General features: G+C 41.8%; 18 protein-coding genes. 11 read left to right on the top strand and 7 right to left on the bottom strand.

Annotated elements, in window-relative coordinates; genetic code table 11:
- Position 1 precedes the first annotated feature (1 nt).
- The 7 genes from DWW23_RS23095 to DWW23_RS23065 form a co-directional block, all read right to left on the bottom strand.
- Positions 2–1,246: a glycosyltransferase gene (locus tag DWW23_RS23095; RefSeq protein ID WP_122356629.1), complete on the bottom strand. Its 1,245-nt coding sequence runs from the start codon at positions 1,244–1,246 to the stop codon at positions 2–4.
- Positions 1,243–2,328, bottom strand: coding sequence for a non-hydrolyzing UDP-N-acetylglucosamine 2-epimerase (gene wecB / locus DWW23_RS23090; protein WP_122356627.1), 1,086 nt, complete (start codon positions 2,326–2,328; stop codon positions 1,243–1,245). Before wecB ends, DWW23_RS23095 begins: the two co-directional genes overlap by 4 nt.
- A complete protein-coding gene (locus DWW23_RS23085; protein ID WP_122356625.1) occupies positions 2,325–3,626 on the bottom strand; it encodes a polysaccharide deacetylase family protein in 1,302 nt (433 codons plus the stop codon). The genes wecB and DWW23_RS23085 overlap by 4 nt, the downstream gene beginning before the upstream one ends.
- Entirely contained in the window at positions 3,623–4,576 is a 954-nt protein-coding gene (locus DWW23_RS23080) for a GNAT family N-acetyltransferase (RefSeq protein ID WP_122356623.1), read from the bottom strand. Before DWW23_RS23080 ends, DWW23_RS23085 begins: the two co-directional genes overlap by 4 nt.
- Before the next feature lie 169 nt (positions 4,577–4,745).
- On the bottom strand, positions 4,746–5,789 hold the full coding sequence (recA, locus tag DWW23_RS23075; RefSeq protein ID WP_122356621.1) for a recombinase RecA: 1,044 nt from the start codon (positions 5,787–5,789) through the stop codon (positions 4,746–4,748).
- A 5-nt stretch (positions 5,790–5,794) separates the two neighbouring features.
- Positions 5,795–6,253: a thioredoxin-dependent thiol peroxidase gene (bcp, locus tag DWW23_RS23070; protein WP_122356619.1), complete on the bottom strand. Its 459-nt coding sequence runs from the start codon at positions 6,251–6,253 to the stop codon at positions 5,795–5,797.
- A gap of 1 nt (position 6,254) precedes the next feature.
- Positions 6,255–7,448, bottom strand: coding sequence for a saccharopine dehydrogenase family protein (locus DWW23_RS23065; RefSeq protein ID WP_122356617.1), 1,194 nt, complete (start codon positions 7,446–7,448; stop codon positions 6,255–6,257).
- A 698-nt stretch (positions 7,449–8,146) separates the two neighbouring features.
- Here DWW23_RS23065 and DWW23_RS23055 point away from each other — a divergent pair.
- The 11 genes from DWW23_RS23055 (at position 8,147) to DWW23_RS23010 (ending at position 20,516) form a co-directional block, all read left to right on the top strand.
- Positions 8,147–9,526 carry a hypothetical protein gene (locus tag DWW23_RS23055; protein ID WP_233564428.1) on the top strand — a complete coding sequence of 460 codons (1,380 nt, stop codon included), beginning with the start codon at positions 8,147–8,149 and terminating at the stop codon, positions 9,524–9,526.
- 82 nt (positions 9,527–9,608) lie between these two features.
- Positions 9,609–11,243: an OmpP1/FadL family transporter gene (locus tag DWW23_RS23050; protein WP_122356613.1), complete on the top strand. Its 1,635-nt coding sequence runs from the start codon at positions 9,609–9,611 to the stop codon at positions 11,241–11,243.
- 202 nt (positions 11,244–11,445) lie between these two features.
- Positions 11,446–12,039: an RNA polymerase sigma factor gene (locus DWW23_RS23045; RefSeq protein WP_122356611.1), complete on the top strand. Its 594-nt coding sequence runs from the start codon at positions 11,446–11,448 to the stop codon at positions 12,037–12,039.
- A 118-nt stretch (positions 12,040–12,157) separates the two neighbouring features.
- Positions 12,158–12,334, top strand: coding sequence for a hypothetical protein (locus DWW23_RS26605; RefSeq protein ID WP_187576650.1), 177 nt, complete (start codon positions 12,158–12,160; stop codon positions 12,332–12,334).
- Between the two features lie 75 nt (positions 12,335–12,409).
- Positions 12,410–13,060: a ribulose-phosphate 3-epimerase gene (rpe, locus tag DWW23_RS23040; protein WP_122356609.1), complete on the top strand. Its 651-nt coding sequence runs from the start codon at positions 12,410–12,412 to the stop codon at positions 13,058–13,060.
- A gap of 40 nt (positions 13,061–13,100) precedes the next feature.
- Positions 13,101–14,375 carry a ComEC/Rec2 family competence protein gene (locus DWW23_RS23035; protein WP_122356675.1) on the top strand — a complete coding sequence of 425 codons (1,275 nt, stop codon included), beginning with the start codon at positions 13,101–13,103 and terminating at the stop codon, positions 14,373–14,375.
- Between the two features lie 44 nt (positions 14,376–14,419).
- Complete coding sequence (locus tag DWW23_RS23030; RefSeq protein ID WP_122356607.1) at positions 14,420–15,469, top strand: bifunctional oligoribonuclease/PAP phosphatase NrnA; 1,050 nt, start codon at positions 14,420–14,422, stop codon at positions 15,467–15,469.
- 55 nt (positions 15,470–15,524) lie between these two features.
- A complete protein-coding gene (locus DWW23_RS23025) occupies positions 15,525–16,103 on the top strand; it encodes a DUF4827 family protein (protein ID WP_122356673.1) in 579 nt (192 codons plus the stop codon).
- A gap of 12 nt (positions 16,104–16,115) precedes the next feature.
- A complete protein-coding gene (gene glmM / locus DWW23_RS23020; RefSeq protein ID WP_122356605.1) occupies positions 16,116–17,504 on the top strand; it encodes a phosphoglucosamine mutase in 1,389 nt (462 codons plus the stop codon).
- A 199-nt stretch (positions 17,505–17,703) separates the two neighbouring features.
- Positions 17,704–19,752 carry a histidine kinase gene (locus DWW23_RS23015; protein WP_122356603.1) on the top strand — a complete coding sequence of 683 codons (2,049 nt, stop codon included), beginning with the start codon at positions 17,704–17,706 and terminating at the stop codon, positions 19,750–19,752.
- Positions 19,749–20,516, top strand: a complete 768-nt coding sequence (locus DWW23_RS23010; RefSeq protein ID WP_122356601.1) for a LytTR family DNA-binding domain-containing protein — start codon at positions 19,749–19,751, stop codon at positions 20,514–20,516. The genes DWW23_RS23015 and DWW23_RS23010 overlap by 4 nt, the downstream gene beginning before the upstream one ends.
- Positions 20,517–20,651: the final 135 nt, after the last annotated feature.

Genomic DNA, 20,651 nt, shown 5'->3' with positions numbered 1-20,651 from the left:
TTTATCGGATGATTACGGTTTCAAAAATTTCAGCAAACTGTCCAGCCTGTTCTTTACGGGAATAATTTCTCAATACTTTTTTATCGGTCTGCGAAGTCGTATATCCTTTTTCTTTCCACTCCGTAAAGCAATCTTCCAGAAAGCGGCAGGCTTCTTCTACATGACGTGCTGCTATACCGGCTTTTGACTCTTGGAGAGCCGATTCCAGATAACTTTCGTCACTGCGGACACAAAGAATCGGTTTTTCAACCGCAAGCGACTCAAAGAATTTTGTTGTCATAATTCCTTTCGGGCCTTTCTCTTTCGAACGGTTGGCAAGCAAAAGCAAGACAGAACTGTTATTGAGTACAGATGGTATTTCCGTAGCTTGTACATATCCCTTAAAATCCATGAAAGACGATACACCAGCTTTATCTGCTTCAGCAGTAATTAGTTTTTGCGAAGCCGGATCGACATACCAGTAAACACGGCATATCTGGTCGTTGATGATATTTTTATCCGATAGTATTTTTAATGCCTCCAATAATAATCCCGGATCGCGCATGGCTGTACTCATCAACCTGCCGGTATATGTAATGATGAATTTATCCGTCTTTTTTTGTTCCGGATAAAATAATTCAGGATCGAATCCATTATAAATGAGTCCGACATTCGGATTATATTGCTTTAGCGTTTCCACATGCCAGGGTGAGACCGTCGTGACAAAATCTGCCATTTTCAAAGCCCGGTTTCGTTCGTGAAGACTTTTCTTTTTGAAGATCGAAATGTACAATTTATTTAATCCGAAGATATCCGGTAAACGATGTGACATAAATTCATCTCCGGTAAATTGTTCGATGATATCCCTTAAATCGACGACTAGAGGTAATTTATATGTATGGGCGATACGTTGTGCTGCTGGTAAAGGAAAACTTCTGAAACTACTGCATAATACCAGTTCGAATTTATTCTTCCGAATTAATTTTTGAGCTTCCCGGTACATCCGTACATCTTTATATCCCCAAAGAAGATCGAGAAGAAGTATACAGGCCCATTGTAGTTTTCTGATGATTTTGTTTTTGGCCGTATAGAAATTGATATGGGTGACCTCGCATTTATTAGCCAGGAATGTAAATGTGTTTTGTTCAACGTGTTCAGCCAGAACAACAGGTTCCCACCCGTAATTCCGTAAGTATTTGCATAAATATCCCATACGCGGACCAAAAGCAGGTGGGAAAAGGTCGCAAATAATCAGTATTTTCTTCATAACAAATCAATGATATTTTTAGAAGCATTTCCGGTTCCGTATTCCTGAATTTCTTTTCGTTCCGGTTGATTGCCGAGGCAATACAGGATATTCTCTTTTTTATATCCGGCAATCTGATTCCAGCCAGCTTCGACAGTCTCTACCCATTCTGTCTCATCCCGCAGTGTTATGCAAGGGGTATGATGGAAGTAGGCTTCTTTCTGTACGCCTCCCGAATCTGTCAGGATTGTGGCAGCATGTTTTTCCAGCATGACCATATCGAGAAAACTTATCGGAGGAATGATCAGTATTCCTTCCTGACTATCGAGTGATTCGAACAGTCCGAATTTTTCCAGGCAGTTTCGTGTACGGGGATGGAGAGGTAGAACAGTCGGGCAGGAATGAGAAGATATTTCCTTTATCGCATTGACAATTCCGGATATCCGTTCCGGGATGTCTGTGTTTTCAGCCCTGTGTACAGTACAAAGCCTGAACTGTTTGCTGGTCAGGTCCAGGCGGTCGAGTATGTCTGATGTACTGTCAGCCAATTTACCGAAGGTTAATACCGCATCGTACATCACATCCCCGACATGGTGGACTCCCTGCTGTATTCCTTCGTTGGCCAAATGCCCGACGGCAGCAAAAGTCGGACAGCACAATAACGTTGCCATATGGTCGGTCAGTATACGGTTGATCTCTTCCGGCATCTGTTTATTGAAACTACGGAGGCCGGCTTCCACATGAACTACCGGTATATGCAGTTTGGATGCCGCTAATGCACCAGCCAGTGTTGAGTTTGTATCGCCGTAGACCAATACATAATCGGGTAGCGTGTCCTGTAATATTTTTTCTATTTCAATGAGCATACGACCGGTCATCTCTCCGTGTGTCCCGTTTCCGCATTGCAATTGCCAGACAGGTTGAGGGATTCCCATGCTTTTGAAAAAGATGTCGCTCATATTTGTATCGTAATGCTGCCCCGTATGGAGAAGCAGTTCTTCATACCGTGTATCATTATTTTTGTTGTATTCAAGGATTGCCCGGCTCACCATGGCTGCTTTGACAAACTGAGGCCTAGCTCCGACAATAGTAACAATTTTCATTTTTTTGCGAGTTCGTTTAATAAATGGCTATAAAGTTTACGTAAATAACTACCGGAGTTTTCCATGGCACTGGTGTTATGCCATAGAAGAGTCAGTTCTCCACCTACGTTTTTTACTTGTTCAATAAGATTCAGGCTATATGCCTGTGCCTCTTCATAACTTAATCCCATATATTTTTTTTCTTCTAAAGAACAATCCATGATAGTGAGCGGATGCTGTAAAATGGAAGAGAGACGCCGGGTAACCGGATTTATCCAGCGTACCGGATAACTGGTACCTAACCTGAATCCGGCCACATCTGCATACCCCATTGTAAAATCATCCGTTATACCGGCAGCTTCCAAATGTGTCATGTCTTCCGGTTCACGGCTGGAAAGAAAATGGTGGCGGTTCAGACGGATACTTTTGCCTGTATTCTCTTCAAGTATTGTCTTTTCTTTTTTTATCAGAGAAGGAGATTTACCGGCTTGATAACTACTGTGCAGGCCGATTTTCATATCATTGGACAAGACAGACTCTATCAGTTGAGATATATCTTTACTGTGCAGGCTATAATGGGGTTTATCTTGTTTGCATTTGCCCCCGCTGCGGATGAAAAGAATCGCCTGGCAGATCTCTTTGCCTGTTTGTTCCCGTAATAAATTATTTTGCTCGAATATCCACGGGAATGTGTAATACGGATCATTTTCCACGGGACCCAACTTCCCTTGTATGGATGAAATAAGCCCTCTTTTATCCCGTATCGAACGGATAAGCCCTTTCCATGTGCGGTAAAGAGTGGGAGCGTCCAGGTCGTGTGTCAACCAGATATGTTGTATCTCTTTCTTTACTTCCGGTAGGCGGAGCCCATATTGCTGCAACCATTTGCGTAAGAGCAGACGATATTCATCCACGACCGGGCGGTGCAGAAATCCTGCCCGGTAGGGTAGAGACATCTTTCCTGGAAAACGTCCGTGTTCATCCCTTATATTACGTTGTATAATTTCCTCATAACGGGTTATAAGAAAGTAGGTGCTGGCAATAATGTCTGCATGAATGACCAGTGTGCCGCCTACTTGTTCAACAAGGGGAGAACCGAATAGGAGAGGAGTACCTTCGATCTCCTGTAACGGCAATTCCGGAAGAGAAGAAGTCGTCCCGTATGTATGGTTGGTGAAAAAGCCGGACGGTATGATTACGATACTGTAACGTTCAAAATGTTTGCTGTTATTCGTATATCCGATAGCAGCTACAATTTCTTCGGAAATATCTTCTCCGAGAAGGAAACGTATTATGTAATGTATAGCATGATTGTTCATATCCGTTCTTTTATCTTTAGCCAAACTCTATATAATAAACTGAGATTTCCTTTGGTTATTGTAAAGAAAGGGGTTTGAATTGCTCCGAATTCACGAAAGAAGCGTTCTACTCCGGGGATCATCGAACCTTCGAAGTCGAACAATACCGTGTGGCGGGAAGTATAACGGATACAATCCCAAAGAAGCAGGCTATGTGCTCCGGAAGCTCTTAAGGCCGGATCGCCACCTCCAGCCAGGTAATAAGCGGAACTTTCCTGCCAGGCAATGAAAGCTACTGCATGCAAATTCCCTTTATCGTCATACGCTCCCCATAAATCACCCTGGTTCCGTTGGCGGCAGGCTGAGATGAGTCGTATCAGGGTATCCTTTTTTTTAGGAGGAGAGAGGTGCTGCCGTTCGAAAGTCAATGATTGTATCTTTAGAAAATCATCTACGGATATTCCTTTCCGGGTTGTGATGAGGAACTTCTCTTTTGCTTTCGTTATGTTCCGTCGGATATTGGGACTCATATTTTCCCAAAGAAGGTTTTCATCCTGTATATTATTCAACAGGTAAGTATACCGTGTCGTTTGTTTATATCCCTCCCAGTAAAAAGGCAACCAATCTGTTATTCTGTAATTGAAGTTTTGCAGGAAATGGGGATACGCCTTTAGGATGTCGATAAATTCTTTGCATATCGCCTGGCGTTGTCCCAATGTCCGGGTATATTTGGCATCTTTGGGTTCCGGAGTAAACCAGGGACCCATTGTTTGCGTATAAACAGGCATCGATACGACTCCCTCATGGGGAATGTAAAGAGGCATGGCGGCACGTATCTTCCCTTTCTCTTCTGCCAGCAAGACATCCCATTTTGTTTCGCCACAAGCTGCATCCAACCACCAGTCCCGTGAAAAAAGCGGCAGGCTGCTTTCATTACTGCACAGGAGGCGATATTTGTCTTTGTTTGTCATGATAGGAAGATAATTAAATAAAGACTGTGTCAAAAGTTGATATTAGGGAACGCAGAATACGCAGACGAAGCGCAGAATCTCGCAGACTTGTTAAAAAAATAAATCTGCGAAAGTCTGCGTTTTCTGCGTAATCTGCGTCCGGTAATAGCTTTCTGATAATCTGCGTAGCTTATCCTTTCAGTGCTTCGAAAATCAATCCGGATAACTCTTCAGCCAGTTCAGGATTGTCGTTGACGCATTGTTTTGCAGCATCGCGTCCCTGTCCCAGTTTTGTATCGTTGTAACTGTACCACGAACCACTTTTCTTGATGATGTTCAGATCTGCTCCCAGGTCGATGATCTCTCCGGCCTTGGAAATACCTTCGCCAAACATGATATCGAATTCAGCTTTACGGAAAGGAGGTGCCACTTTATTCTTCACCACTTTCACGCGAACCTGATTACCTTTCACTTCATCGCCATCCTTCAATGTACCGATCTTACGGATATCCAGACGTACGGAAGCATAGAACTTCAGTGCATTACCACCGGTAGTCGTTTCCGGGTTACCGAACATAACGCCGATCTTATCACGCAACTGGTTGATAAAGACACAAGTCGTGTTTGTCTTATTGATTGCACCGGTCAGTTTACGCAGTGCCTGTGACATTAAACGAGCCTGCAATCCCATCTTGCTGTCGCCCATATCGCCTTCGATTTCTGCTTTCGGTGTCAATGCCGCAACAGAGTCGATAACGATAATATCTACGGCAGACGAACGGATCAGCTGTTCGGCAATTTCCAAAGCCTGTTCACCGTTGTCCGGCTGCGAGATCCATAAGTTTTCCACATCGACCCCCAGCTTTTCTGCATAGAAACGGTCGAATGCATGCTCTGCATCGATAAAGGCTGCGATACCACCCGCTTTTTGTGCTTCGGCAATTGCGTGGATTGCCAGGGTTGTCTTACCGGAAGATTCCGGTCCGTATATTTCGATAACGCGTCCTTTCGGATAACCGCCGACGCCTAAAGCGGCGTTCAGTGCGATGGAACCGGTCGGAACCACTTCGATTGCTTCTATACTTTCGTCACCCAACTTCATGATAGAACCTTTTCCGTAGTTCTTCTCAATCTTGTCCATTGCAGCGCGCAATGCTTTTAACTTGTCGGCATTCACAGCCGGTTTACCTTCCGGGGTTTTTCCCTCTTCGAATAAATTGTCTTCTTTTGCCATCCCTTTTATGAATTAAGGATTTGATTAGCATGGTCTTTCGTCTTCACCTCTTTCGGACCGATTATCTTTTCGATGACACCGTCTTCATTGATAATAAAGGTGGTACGGAGAGTCCCCATGTATGAACGTCCGTACAGTTTTTTTTCTGCCCATACGCCAAAGGCTTGTTGCAGGGCTGTGTCCGTATCAGCGATCAGGTTGAAAGGCAGATTTTGCTTCGCAATAAATCCCTGATGGGATTTTGCACTGTCTTTACTTACTCCGACCACTTCATAACCGGCTGCCTGTAGTTCCTGGTAACCGTCACGCAAACTGCAGGCCTCTGCCGTGCAACCGCTGGTGTTGTCTTTCGGGTAAAAGTAAAGAGCTAACTTCTTTCCTTTGAAATCGCTGAGTTTTATTTCATTTCCGTTCTGATCAATCCCCAGTACTTCGGGGGCTTTGTCTCCTACTTGTAATGCCATATTATAATTCCAGATCTACATTAAACATTTCGTGCCAGGGTAAGCCCTGCTCGTTCAGTTCCTTCATGAACGGATCGGGGTTAAATTCTTCCACGTTCCATACACCCGGCTTTTTCCATATTCCCTGCATAAAGAGTTTGGCACCGATCATGGCGGGAACGCCTGTCGTATAACTTACACCCTGGGCGCCTGTTTCTTTGTAGGCTGCTTCGTGGCTGCAGTTGTTGTAGACATAGTAGGTCTGTTCTTTTCCATCCTTGATACCGCGGATACGGCAACCGATCGAAGTCTCACCCGTATAGTTTTCACCCAGATCGCCCGGGTTAGGCAGTACGGCTTTCAGGAACTGGATCGGGACGATCTCCTGTCCATTGTACATGATCGGGTCGATACGTGACATGCCGATATTCTGTATTACACGTAAATGAGTCAGATATTCCTGTCCGAACGTCATCCAGAAACGGGCGCGTTTGATGGTCGGGAAGTTCTTTGTCAGACTTTCCAGTTCTTCGTGATACATCAGGTACGATTCGCGCGGACCTACATTCGGATAGTTCAGCGGCTTGTGTACCGACAGCGGATCTGTATCTTTCCATTCTCCGTCTTCGAAATATTTACCACGCTGGGTAATTTCGCGGATGTTGATTTCCGGATTGAAGTTCGTAGCGAATGCTTTGTGATGATCGCCTGCGTTGCAGTCGACGATGTCCAGATACCGGATTTCGTCGAAATGATGTTTCGCTGCATAAGCTGTATATACCCCTGTTACGCCCGGATCGAATCCGCATCCCAGAATCGCTGTCAGCCCCGCTTTTTCAAAACGGTCTTTATAGGCCCATTGCCAGCTATATTCATATTTCGCTTCGTCCAGCGGTTCGTAGTTGGCGGTGTCGAGGTAGCTGACACCGTAAGCCAGACAGGCGTCCATGATGGAGAGGTCCTGATAAGGTAAAGCCAGGTTGACAACCAACTCAGGCTTGAAGTCATTAAATAATGCAACGAGCTCGTCCACGTTGTCCGCATTGACCTGTGCTGTCTTCACCTTCACGTTCTTGATATCGGCAGCAATCTGGTCGCACTTGCTTTTCGTGCGGCTGGCTACCATGATATCGGTAAAAACATCAGCGTTCATCGCGATCTTTTTAACAGCAACGGTACTTACGCCCCCTGCACCAATAACTAATACTCTTCCCATTTACAAATAGAATTAATCTTGTTAATATACAGTTTACAAGGTTTTAAACCAAAGGACAAATATACGATTTATCTTTGGAAAAAAATCAAACAGTTGCCTAAAAACAATCAACCTGCTAATAGCCTGTTCTCTCCGTATCGGCAAGGGGAGAAGAGGTCATGGGTTTTGAAAATAGAAGTAGGGACTTTTGATGATGAAATAAGGGACTTTTGAAAACAAAAGTCATAAGCTTTAAGTACGAAAGGGGGAGTTGGGTGATAAAAAAAATAAAAAAATCAGATGTCTTATATATCTTTATATATAGTTCTTTCTATATTAAAGAGGAAATTTCTAACCTTCTTACAAAGTAATTTCATGATGTCGTTTAATGTGTTTATTCTTAGTTGTTTAGGTAGAAGGGTTTGGTTTCATTTTCAATTTCACTGAATCGAATGAATTTGTGGAGGTTAGTAATGTAAACGTTTCCTGAAGATGCAGCGTTTGTAGACCAAACGGCATCTTACCTAATGAGAACCCAATGTTAGGATAAATATTAAAGTTAAAGTATATATAAATGCTTGGTTCTTATTGGGAACGCGTTATATTTGTATATAGAATGCGAGATTTTTAGAGTTATTAAGAGTGCGCATTTAAACCCTGGCGATGGAAACAGAGTCTAAACAGTAGAATAAATATATTAATGTAGAGGAGAAACGAATATGAAACCCATGAAATTAACATCTTTAGTGGTGATGCTTCTGGTCGGCTTCAGTGCCGCAGCCCAGGAGGAGTTCTTTGATGATGTGTATTTCTCTTCAAGTAAAGAAAAAAAGAAAGAAAAGACAGAAGAGAAGGTTATACAATCCAAAAAAGAAGATGCAAAGGATTCTTCATCTGCAATCGTATTGGCTTCGGCATCGGATTCACATCCGGCGCTCGTTAAAGATAGGGATGTGGATGAATACAATAGACGATATACATCTGTCGACGTTGAGGAACCTTATAACGAGGATCTGGATGAGGAGGACGGTACTTATATCGAAGAGTTACCGGATAACAATCAGAAGGTAACGAAGAAATCGGAACGCCGTTCGGATACCGAATATACCGAACGTATCGTACGTTATCATTCTCCGAGTAAGATCACGATTGCCGGTGCAGACCAGGTGGATCTGTATCTGAGCGACGGTTATTACAGCTATGGTTATGATACGGATTACTCCGACGGTAATACGAATGTAAATGTAAATATCAACATGGGTAATAGCTGGGGAGGCTGGTATGGCTGGAACTCTCCGTGGTATTATAACTGGTATGATCCGTGGTATAGTTATAGCCCCTGGTGGACTTACTCATCCTGGTATGGTCCTCGTTGGGGATTCGGCTGGGGTGGCTTCTATGCAGGTTGGAGCAGTCCTTGGTACGGCGGTTATTGGGGCGGTGGTTATTACGGTGGCGGCTACTATGGTGGCGGCTATTGGGGACACCATCACCATCATAATTACTATAATCCCTATAGTTATAGGTCATCCGGACGTTCGACGTCTAGCCGTTATACTTCAGGAAGAAGTTCTTCAAGCAGGTATAATAATAATGGGGTAAGCAGTAACCGGTATTCATCTAACAGAAATTCGTCGACTCGCGCGACATCATTGAGAAGCGAAAGTAATCGTTCGTCCAGTGCCAGAAGTTCTGATCGTTATTCAACGCGTTCCTCTTCTTCGTCTTCAGTAAGAGGGGAATCAACGACAAGAAGTAGTAGTTTGCGTTCTAGCGGAGGTACTTCTTCCGGTCGTGTACAGTCGGATGCAACCGTACGTACCCGTCCAAGTACAACTACTCGCAGAAGCGAATACAGCGGTTCAAGCACACGTTCTTCATCAGGATCTTACTCAGCTCCTGCCAGAAGTAGCAGTAGTTCTTCCCGCTCTAGTTACAGCACTTCTCCTTCCAGAAGCCAGAGTACCTATTCTGCTCCTTCCAGAAGTAGCAGCAGCAGTAGTCGTAGTTCCGGATACAGTAGCGGAAGTAGCAGCAGTAGTAGCAGCCGTTCAAGCGGTGGCGGAGGAGGCGGTGGCCGTTCTGGTGGTCGCAGATAATAAAGAAAGAGAATTGGTATAATATAAGGGCTGGTATTTACTTGCCCTTATATATTTTAATGTATAAGAAATAACAGAAACGATGAAAAGAATAACGTGCTTATTTATATCGGCGTTTTTTTTAGCCGGAGGTATTGCATATGCACAAGGTGAGATGGATGCATACAAAATGTCACGAAATGAATTGAACGGGACGGCCCGTTACTTGGGAATGAGTGGTGCTTTTGGTGCATTAGGTGGGGATATATCGTCTATGTCTACCAATCCTGCCGGATTGGGGATATATCGTAGTTCTGAAGTTGTTACTACGATAAGTCTATCGTCTGCGAAAACGAATTCCGATTGGAACGGCATGAGCGTAGATAAAAGTAAGACAAGGTTTAACTTTGACAATATTGCTTATGTTGGCTACTTCCCGACAGGAAATGATGAAGGAATTGTCGGTTGGAATATCGGACTTTCTTATAATCGGGTAAAGGATTTTAACCGTTCTTACCGAATGAATGGTGCCCAGGCTTATTCAGTCGCTGATTATGTGGCTGATTTATTGTATGGCACAGATAAAAATGATCTTAGATATGGTGATAAAAATTATGATCCTTATTTTGACAGTAGTATATCATGGCTGGGAATTTTAGGTTTTGACGCCGGTTTCGTGGATAATTATGCTGGAAACAATAAGGAATACCATTCTGCATTCGGGCATGAAAAAGATGGAGAATGGCTTAATTATAGTCCTCAGAATGTTAATCTGCTAGTGAATGAAAAAGGTTCAATAGGGCAATATAACATTTCTTTTGCAACCAATATCTCCGATCGCTTTTTCTTGGGAGCAACGGTTGCGATAACAGATTTGGATTATACGCTTAGTACGGAATATACGGAAGACTTTACTCAAAACAGCCAGTTACGGTTGGATAATGGATTGTCTACTGATGGTACGGGCTATGCATTCAATATTGGGGCAATCGTTCGTCCGGTAGATTTTCTGCGTGTGGGTGTGGCATATAATTCTCCGACATGGTATAAAATGACGGATTATTTTCACGGAACAGCTGGGACAACCATTAACAATCAAGACTGGAATACACAAAATACGCCTGATTATCAGTCTGGTGATTATCGTCTTCGTACGCCGGATCGTTGGATTTTTAGTATTGCCGGTGTCGGACAGAATTTCCTGATTAGTGCCGATTATGAATTGACGAATTACAAGAGGATGGTGTTGAATGACGTGAATGGTGATGAGTTACAAACTACTGAAGATATTAAAAAAGATTTTGGAATGTCCGGAACTTTGAAGGTCGGTGCTGAATATAAGATAACCCCTCAATTTTCAGTTCGTGCGGGTACTTTGTGGAGAACTTCTCCGATGAAAGATCATCTAAAAGATGGTATTCCGCCGTTGAATGAGAAAGGAGAATATTATACACAAGCAGTAGGAGTTGTTGGTACCATTCCTAACTATACAGTAGATAAAGGTACAAATTCCTATTCTGTAGGTCTAGGATATCGTTTCACTCCTAATTTTTATATGGATTTGGCTTGCGTTTATCGTGTATATAAGGAGGATGCTTATGCTTTTCCCAATACTTATCATGCGGGAATAAGTGATATTGATAAGTTGCTGGATGAAGGTGTTGTCGTTAAATCCGATCCCGCCTCATTAAAGACTAAAACAACACAGGTCGCTTTAACTTTGGGTTATAAGTTCTAAATATATAGTTTGTTAGCAAATGTCCCCTGTTTGTACATAAAATGTACAGGCAGGGGACATTTTTGTATAAAAATAACAGAAATATTTGTCTGTTTAAAATACTTTTTGTTCTTTTGTTTTCGAAAACAAAATTGTCTAACATTTAAAACCTCGTTGCCTATAGCATAAACATTACTCAAAGAAACTATAAAACATAGAAGTAATGAAGACTTTAAAATCGATGACCGACGAAGAACTGGTTGTCCTTTATGCGCAAGGTAATAATGCTGCATTTGATGTGTTGTTGAACCGTCATAAAAGTAGTATCCATTCCTATATTTACTTTATAGTCCGCAATAAAGAGTTGACAGAAGATATCTTTCAAGAGACTTTTGTCAAAGTGATTATGACTATTAAACAAGGTCGTTATACAGAAAACGGCAAGTTTAAGGCATGGATTACACGTATTGCACACAACCTGATCATTGACAACTTCCGTCAGGAACGCAGTGAAAATACTGTGTCCAATGATGAAGTGGAAGTTGATCTATTCAATAACATCAAACTTTGCGACGGAACGATTGAAGATAATATCGTACGCCATCAGGTATTGTCGGATGTGAAGAAACTGGTGAAACATTTGCCCGACAGTCAGCGTGAGGTGCTGGAAATGCGTTATTATCAGGATCTGAGCTTTAAAGAAATTGCCGATATTACGGGTGTAAGCATCAATACTGCCTTGGGGCGTATGCGTTATGCGATCCTGAACATGCGTCGTATGGCAGATGAAAACCGTATAGAATTATCTATGGCCTAATAGGTTCGCATAGCGAGCCTATTAGGATTTTTATCATCCGCAAAAATATTCTCCGGTTCATATAATAAGTAGAAAAATATCCCGTTTTATTATCAAACGATTAAAAAGGGGATTGCCTATGAAGAGATTTTCTACACAATGTATGGATGGATTGAAGGATAAAACTAAAAGGAACCGGAACGAGAAGAAAAGTACACCAAGCAGACAAACGCTTGATTTCCTATCTCAGTTTGCAAGGAGCTACCACGTAGAACCTGCATTGCAACCGGAGTTTTGTGGTTATGTGATGAACTAAGAAATTGAAGGAAAGAGGACACTAACGTAGTGTTCTCTTTCTTTTTTTGTACCTTTGCCAAAAAGACATGAAATTATGAAACATAAGATTGCTCCTTCTTTGCTGGCTGCCGATTTCCTTCACTTGCAAAAAGAGGTGGAAATGATCAATAATAGTGAGGCAGACTGGTTGCACATGGATATTATGGACGGTGTTTTCGTCCCGAATATATCTTTCGGTTTTCCGGTGCTGGATGCTGTCAAGCCTATCCTGAAGAAACCGATGGATGTACATCTGATGATTGTCGAACCCCAGAAATTTGTCAAGGAAGTAGCTGCGGCAGGTGCTTATATGATGAATGTGCATTATGAAGCCTGTACGCATCTGCATCGGACTATCGGTGCGATAAAAGAGGCTGGTATGAAGGCGGCTGTTACTTTAAATCCGCATTCTCCGATCAGTTTGCTGGAAGATATTATCCAGGATTTGGATATGGTTTTGCTGATGTCCGTTAATCCGGGTTTCGGCGGACAACGTTTTATTGAGCATTCGGTGAATAAAACGGCCCGTTTGAAAGAAATGATCCGTGAGAGAGGGTTGGATACGTTGATAGAAGTAGATGGCGGTGTCAATCTGGAAACCGGGAAGCGATTGCTGGAAGCCGGAGCGGATGTACTGGTAGCCGGTAGTTTTGTTTTCAGTTCCCCAGATCCGATACAAACGATAAAAGAATTGAAAGAGATGTAGATAGTAGTATAACAAACCAACCAAAACCGACCTTTGTATGATAATAAAAGAAATACAAAAGCGGCCGTTTGTCAGGCCGCTTTTTATATGGATAACCGGAATCTTGCTGCAATCCATATTTAATTGCAGTATTATCTCATTCTTATTGATCGTTATTCCGACGGTATTTATTGCGTTTGCCTGGCTAGCTCCTGGCATAGATGTAGCAGGCTGTAATTATGAATTACGCTGGATATGGGGTGTAGTCTTCCTTTCATTATTGCTTAGTTTTTCTATTCAGCGGACTGCCTATTGGCAGGGCGGGAGGGGAGAGTCAGGCACTTCGTTCTTAATGGAATTTGCCGGAGGAAAGCAGGAATATTTATTGAAACCTTTCGATCGGTTGAACTTGTCTAAAGAAGAAAAGTCGGTACTGGCAACTATTACGCTTGGGTATCGTAAAGGTATGAGTCGTGATGTGAGAAAACGGTTTTCCTTAACAGGTGTTGCCCATCTGTTGGCGGTAAGCGGCTTTCATGTGGCGGTTGTTTGCGGATTTCTTTCTTTGTTGTTTTCTTTTTTACCGAAGAGTCCTTTTTATCGCTGGTTGAAATATCTGTTGACCCTTTGCCTTCTCTGGTGCTTTGTCGTTATTACCGGATTAGCACCGTCGGCTGTCCGTGCCGGTTTGATGCTGACGCTTTATCTTTCCGGGCGAGTGCTCAGGCGTACTACCGACGGCTATAATACATTGGCAGCTGCAGCTTTCTGTATGCTGGCGTTTAATCCTTTATATTTATTTGATGTCGGTTTTCAATTGAGTTATCTGGCTGTCTTGTCTATCTTGTTTCTGCAACCTCGTTTACAGGATCTCATTATGGTGCGAAACCCGATCGTGGCAATGCCATGGGGTTGGATTACTGTTACGTTGGCAGCTCAGGCGGGGACAACCCTGCTCTATCTGTATTATTTCGGACAGTTCTCGTTGGTTTTTCTCTGTACTAATCTGCCGTTGACCTTTTTGGCGACCTTTCTTATTCCGGCAGGACTTATCTGGATATTGCTCCCTGCAGGTATTCCCGGATACGGATTGTTACAATTGTTTGTGGAAAAGATGACACATACATTGTTTTGGATCGTAGATTCTTTTAGCCGTGTGACACAAGTCGCTTTTTATACCCGGATCGGTTTATTGGTTACTGTGCTGGGGTATGGTTCTATACTCTGTTTCTTGTTATATCTCAAAACCAGGCGTCCGGGAATGCTTTTGGCTGGCTTGCTTCTATTGTTATTTATATTCTTTGATTTGCTTATTGAACGTTTTTTTACTGTGTAGAACGCAAAAAAATACTACCTTTGTCCATGTAAATAAGATTATATATGATTACAAAAATCATTCACGAAGAGAAAATTCAGAAAGCTAAGAAATACGTCGAGAAAGGCGAAAGTTTTGTTATTGTAACCCATGTCACTCCTGATGGTGATGCTATCGGTTCTTCTTTGGGGTTGTACCATTTCCTTACTACTTATGGTAAAGATAATGTAACCGTTGTTGTCCCTAATGAGTTCCCGTCATTTTATAGATGGATGCCTGGGGCGAAAGATATCGTGATACATGAAAAGTATCCTGATTTTGCAGAACAGTTGATCCATGATGCAGATGTTATTTTCTGTCTGGATTTTAATGAACCTAAACGTATAGAGAAGCTGGCTCCTGCCGTGATTGCTTCGGAAGGACGTAAGGTAATGATTGATCATCACCTGAATCCTGCAGATTTTTGCAGGGTAACGATATCATATCCGGAAATGTCATCGACAAGTGAGATGATTTTCCGTTTTATCTGCCGTATGGGAATGTTCGACCTGATGACGAAGGAGGCCGCTGCATGTATTTATACTGGCATGATGACGGATACCGGTTCTTTTACCTATAATTCCAATAAGCCGGAAATTTATACGATCATCAGTGAACTGATAAAGAAGGGGATCGATAAGGACTTGATATATCGCAAGGTTTTCCAGGTATATTCTGAATCCCGTTTACGGATGCAGGGGTATGTATTATACGAAAAGATGAAGATTTATCCGGAGCATCATGCTGCTTTGATAACTCTTTCGAAGGAAGAGCTGGATCGTTTCCATTATGTGACAGGAGACACGGAAGGTTTTGTCAATATGCCGTTAAGCATCGAAGGTGTAACATTTAGTGTATTCATCCGTGAAGATAGGGATTACATTAAAGTTTCACTTCGTTCGGTAGGTGATTTTCCTTGTAATCTGTTTGCTTGCCAGTATTTTAATGGAGGCGGTCATAAGAATGCTTCCGGCGGAGAGTTTTTTGGCTCTTTGGAAGATGCCATAGCTACGTTTGAAAAGGGATTGAAGGAATTTAATCCTAATAAAACAGAAGAAATAGAGAAACTTGCCTGAGATATGGCAGATATTATATACATTTGTCGCTCATTTATACATTAAAGAATTACAGATGAAGAGAGGTTTTTATATCCTGATGATTTTGTGTGCTGCCTTGATGGTGGTGTCATGCGATAAAACAAAGTCGTACACCGAGCACTTGAAGGATGAGAGGAAAGCGATTGAGAGGTTGATCAAACGTGAAGGCTTTCATATTATTGATGACTACCCAGGAAATGGGGTTTTTGCGGAGAATGAGTTTGTGAAGTTGGAAAATGGTGTGTATATGAATGTTGTTGATTCCGGAAATGGCGAACGAGCAACGCTTGGAACACGTGTTTTTTGCCGTTTTATAGCACATGGAGTTTTGGATAGCGACTCGACATTGTTGGTTGATAATTTATCATCTCAATATAATGGTGTATGGGGATTTCCTACAGAGTTCTTATTTGGATCTGCTGCTTCATCTTCCGGTTTTGTAAACTATGCTCCTGATTATTTTGTCGGAGAAGGGTTAGTGACTCCAATGTATCATGTAGGAAATGGCGCTATAGTAAGATTGATTGTTCCGTTTAAAAGAATGGGATCTACATTCCAGGATACTTACAGTCCAATCTATTTTAGTAAAGTAAAATATACATTCGAAAAATAATCTAACATACTTATGACTCTAATTAAATCTATTTCCGGTATTCGCGGTACAATAGGCGGAGCACCGGAAGACGGATTAAATCCGTTGGCCATTGTGAAGTTTGTAGCAGCTTATGCTACCTTCATCAGAAAAAACACAACAGTTACAACAAACAAAATCGTAGTAGGACGTGATGCACGTATTTCCGGGCCGATGGTGAAACAGGTAGTTCTGGGTACACTTACCGGTATGGGGTTTGATGTGGTCGATATCGATCTGGCTACAACACCGACAACCGAATTAGCCGTAGCAATGGAAGGTGCTTGCGGTGGTATCATTTTGACTGCCAGCCATAATCCGAAACAATGGAATGCCTTGAAGTTATTGAACGAAAAAGGTGAATTTCTGAATGCAGCCGAAGGTGCTGAAGTGTTGGATATTGCTGCTTCCGAAAGTTTTGAATTTGCTGATGTCGATCATCTGGGAAAAGTGATCGTCGACAATACATATAAACAGAAACATATTGAGAGTGTACTCAATCTTGACTTGGTGGACGTAGAAGCTATAAAGGCTGCTAATTTCCGGATAGCTATCGATGCAGTAAACTCCGTAGGTGGTATCGTATTGCCGGATTTACTTTACGCATTGGGTGTAAAGGAGATTTTTAAGTTGCATTGTGCTCCTCACGGAAACTTCTCTCATAATCCGGAACCTATCCCTGAGAACTTGACGGAGATTTCAGAATTGATGAAACATGCGAAAGCAGATGTCGGTTTTGTTGTGGATCCGGACGTAGACCGTTTGGCTATTATCTGCGAAGACGGTGAAATGTTTGGTGAAGAATATACATTGGTTGCCGTAGCGGATTATATATTGAGTCATACTCCGGGTAATACAGTTAGCAATTTGAGTTCAAGCCGTGCATTGCGTGATGTGACTCGTGCTCATGGTTGCGAATATAATGCGGCTGCCGTAGGTGAAGTAAATGTTGTTACTAAGATGAAAGCAACAAATGCTGTGATTGGCGGCGAAGGCAACGGTGGGGTGATCTATCCGGCCAGCCATTACGGTCGTGATGCTTTGGTGGGTATCGCTTTGTTCCTTACTCATCTGGCAAAGAAGAAAATGAAAACAAGTGAACTGCGTGCCAGCTATCCTCCGTATTTTATCTCTAAACAGAAAGTACAGCTTACTCCGGAGATTGATGTGGATGCCATCCTGGCCAAGGTAAAGGAAAAATTCGCTCAATACGATATCACTGATATCGACGGTGTAAAGATTGACTTCCCGGATAAATGGGTTCACCTTCGTAAGAGTAATACCGAACCTATCATTCGTATCTATTCGGAAGCTCACACAATGGAAGAAGCCGAAGAGATTGGCGGCGAGCTGATCGCGGTTATCAATGAGATGTGTAAGTAAAATTTAATACATATAATAAATAGGAGAGGATATTCGAAAGAGTATCCTCTTTTTGTATATATATGCTTTACGGATTTGGCGTTTGTCTGTTTAAATGTAGCGTTTAATCATGATAATTAAAGTTTATACGTTAAAATGGGATTAACCGATTGTAAATGTCATAATATTTTATGTTCTTTGTTAGAAAGGGAAGGCAAGTATGGAAAAACAACAGTTAACGCCATATGGGGTATTCGTTATCCTGTTTAGTCTATTATTGGGTTGTTCGTTTCAAAAATCATCTGTAAAGGAGGCTGAAACGAGCAGGGTCGATTCTTTGCTTTCTTTTTATAGGGACTCTTTGGCTGTAAGGCCGTTAGCTGTTATTTCTAAATTAAGGACTGATCAGGAAAATATATCGGATAGCATAAACTATTATAATCTGGATCAAACGATCTCCCGTTGTTATTATTTTAGCAATCAGGTTGATTCTGCATTCTTATTGAATGATCGGGTCTTACATTTTGTTGAAAAACAACCGGAAAAAGATGGTCGTCTACTGAAATTATCGGCAGATGCCTATAATAGCCGGGGTGTTTTCTTTCAGGATATGAATCAATGGGACTCTGCCATTGTGTGTTTGCATAATGCTTCAGAAGCATTATCGCAGGTAAACGATTTTGAACGTTTACCTGCGATAAATGTCTATATTAATCTGGCTGATTGTTATCAGCATCAGGGTGATTATGGCTGGGCCGGTTATCATTACCGTAAAGCATTGTTTCTTTCTGATTCTTTAGGTGTTGGTGATAAGATGAATTATCCTATTTATTCCGGATTGGCAAAATTGTATCAGGAGCTGGAGAACTATTCGTTATCTGATTCTTATTTTCGGAAGGCAGAACAATATTGGGATAAAGGAAGCGATTATGAAAAGTACTATTTTGCTAATTCCAGAGGTAACTATTATTATGTAACCAAAGAATATGATAATGCATTAGTTTGGTTCCAGCGGGCAAATGTGATTGTAGCAAACTTTCCTCAACCTATTTATCGGGGTATAGTAGAAGGGAATATCGGTGAAATATATTTGTTGAAGGAGCAGCCGGATTCCGCCCACTATTATCTGGAACGTTCTGTTGCCTTTTTCGGGGAATCCGCATTGCAGCAACCCGGCATAAAGTTTTATATGGATGGATTGTTTGCATCTTTAGCTTTGCAGGAAAATGATTTGCAGGAAGCTGCGCGGCGATTGAATCAACCTTATGATACGCTTCATACGGATCTCCAGTACCAATATTATCATAACAAGCGGTTGGAGGAGTTATACCGTAAAAAGAAAGATTTTGCCCAAGCGTATTATTACAGGAACCAGGCGAACCTTTGTGGAGATTCTTTGCGGAATATGAAGATTGAGAATAGTATTCGTGAGACCGAATTTCGTTATCGGCAGGATACGACTCTTTTGAAGAAAGATATCATGATTACGCAAACTGAAGCTAAGGCACAGCAATGGATGTGGCTTGCATGGATTGCCGGACTAGGATTAATTATTGTTGTTTTATTAATGGTATGTGCGCTGCTTTATATCCGTCGGAAGAAAGAGCTTCGTTATAAACAGCAAATAGCTACTATCACCCAATTGCGTATGGCGGTTGTCAGAAATCGTATTGCTCCTCATTATATATTTAATGTACTGAACTCGGTTATGCCTATCTTCCGCCGTTATGAAGAACTTTCCGAACCGGTAAATTTGCTGATCGATGTATTGAGAGGCGACTTGCTTTCTTCTGAACAACTGGCGGTTCCATTAGAAAAAGAAGTAAGTTTTGTAAAGAACTATCTGAAGTTGAAAATGCTGGGGGATCCGGAACGTATCCGGGTGGAGTGGAGCATCTCCTCCGGCGTATCTATGGATACGTTAGTCCCTTCAATGTCTATCCAGATACCGGTTGAGAATGCAGTGAAATATGCTTTTAATACAGAATCTTTGAATCCGTGCATCACCATATCTATATCAGTAGAAGATGAAGAACTTCATGTATTGATAGAAGATAACGGTATTGGTTACCATCCCGGTGCACATGCCAGGGATGAGAGAAGTACCGGCCAGGGTTTAAAAATACTATATCGTACAACCGATTTATTGAATACTCACAATATCGGTAAAATGCAATTTTCCATCAGAGACCTGTATTCTGCCTCTGAAAAACAGCATGGAACCAGTGTCTCATTAATTGTCCCACTTAATTACAACTTTGCTTTATGAATGCGAATGAAATTACTACAGTCATCGTCGATGACGAACCCTCTTGTATCAAATGTTTAGAAAGCGATTTATCACGCTTCCCGGAGATACGTGTCGTAGCAACTTGTACATCTCCGGATAATGCAGCCCGTGAGATAGTCCGTTTACAACCGGACCTGCTTTTCATTGATGTCGAAATGCCGGGAATGACAGGTCTGGAACTTTTAAGCCGGATACAGTCGGATATTCATCCGGATATGCATATAGTTTTTTATACTGCTTATGATAAATATTTGTTGGATGCAATCCATGCGTCTGCTTTTGATTATTTGTTGAAGCCTTATAAGTTGAAAGAGTTAGATGATTTGATAAATCGTCTTCGTGCTCATGTTGTCAAAGATGAGAAAGTTAATATTGAACAGTCATTACGGAAGCTGCTTATTCGTAGTAAGTTTGCGGTTCAAACTATATCCGGGCTAGTTTTTGTAAAGTGTGAGGAAATTCTTTTGTTCCAATATTTAAGGGAATTGCGCTGCTGGCAAATGATGCTTGCTGCTGATCGCAAACTGCATAAACTCCGTATGAGTACGACAGCCAAAGATTTACTGGGTATCAATCCTTCTTTTGTGCAGATTAGTCAGGATTATATTGTGAATCTTGATTATTTATGTTCGATTGAAAATGTGACGTTGAAGTGTGAGTTGTATTCGCCGTTTACGGATATTGAATTAAATGTATCGCAAAGGTATTACAGAAGACTAAGAGATGTATTAGAAATACTGTGAAGCTATTAAAATTAGTGTGCTTATAAGTGAATTGGTATCGCTTGTCATAATGAAATGTTAGATAATCGTTGATGACATATTTCGGTAAACTGGGATATTTCTTTATTAAATACATTTGTCTTTAGGCATATATAG

This window comes from Parabacteroides sp. AF14-59, from assembly GCF_003479515.1.
Classification (GTDB): domain Bacteria; phylum Bacteroidota; class Bacteroidia; order Bacteroidales; family Tannerellaceae; genus Parabacteroides; species Parabacteroides faecis.
The sequence above is the reverse complement of the archived record's forward strand: the minus strand, read 5'-3'. Positions and strand labels throughout refer to the sequence as shown.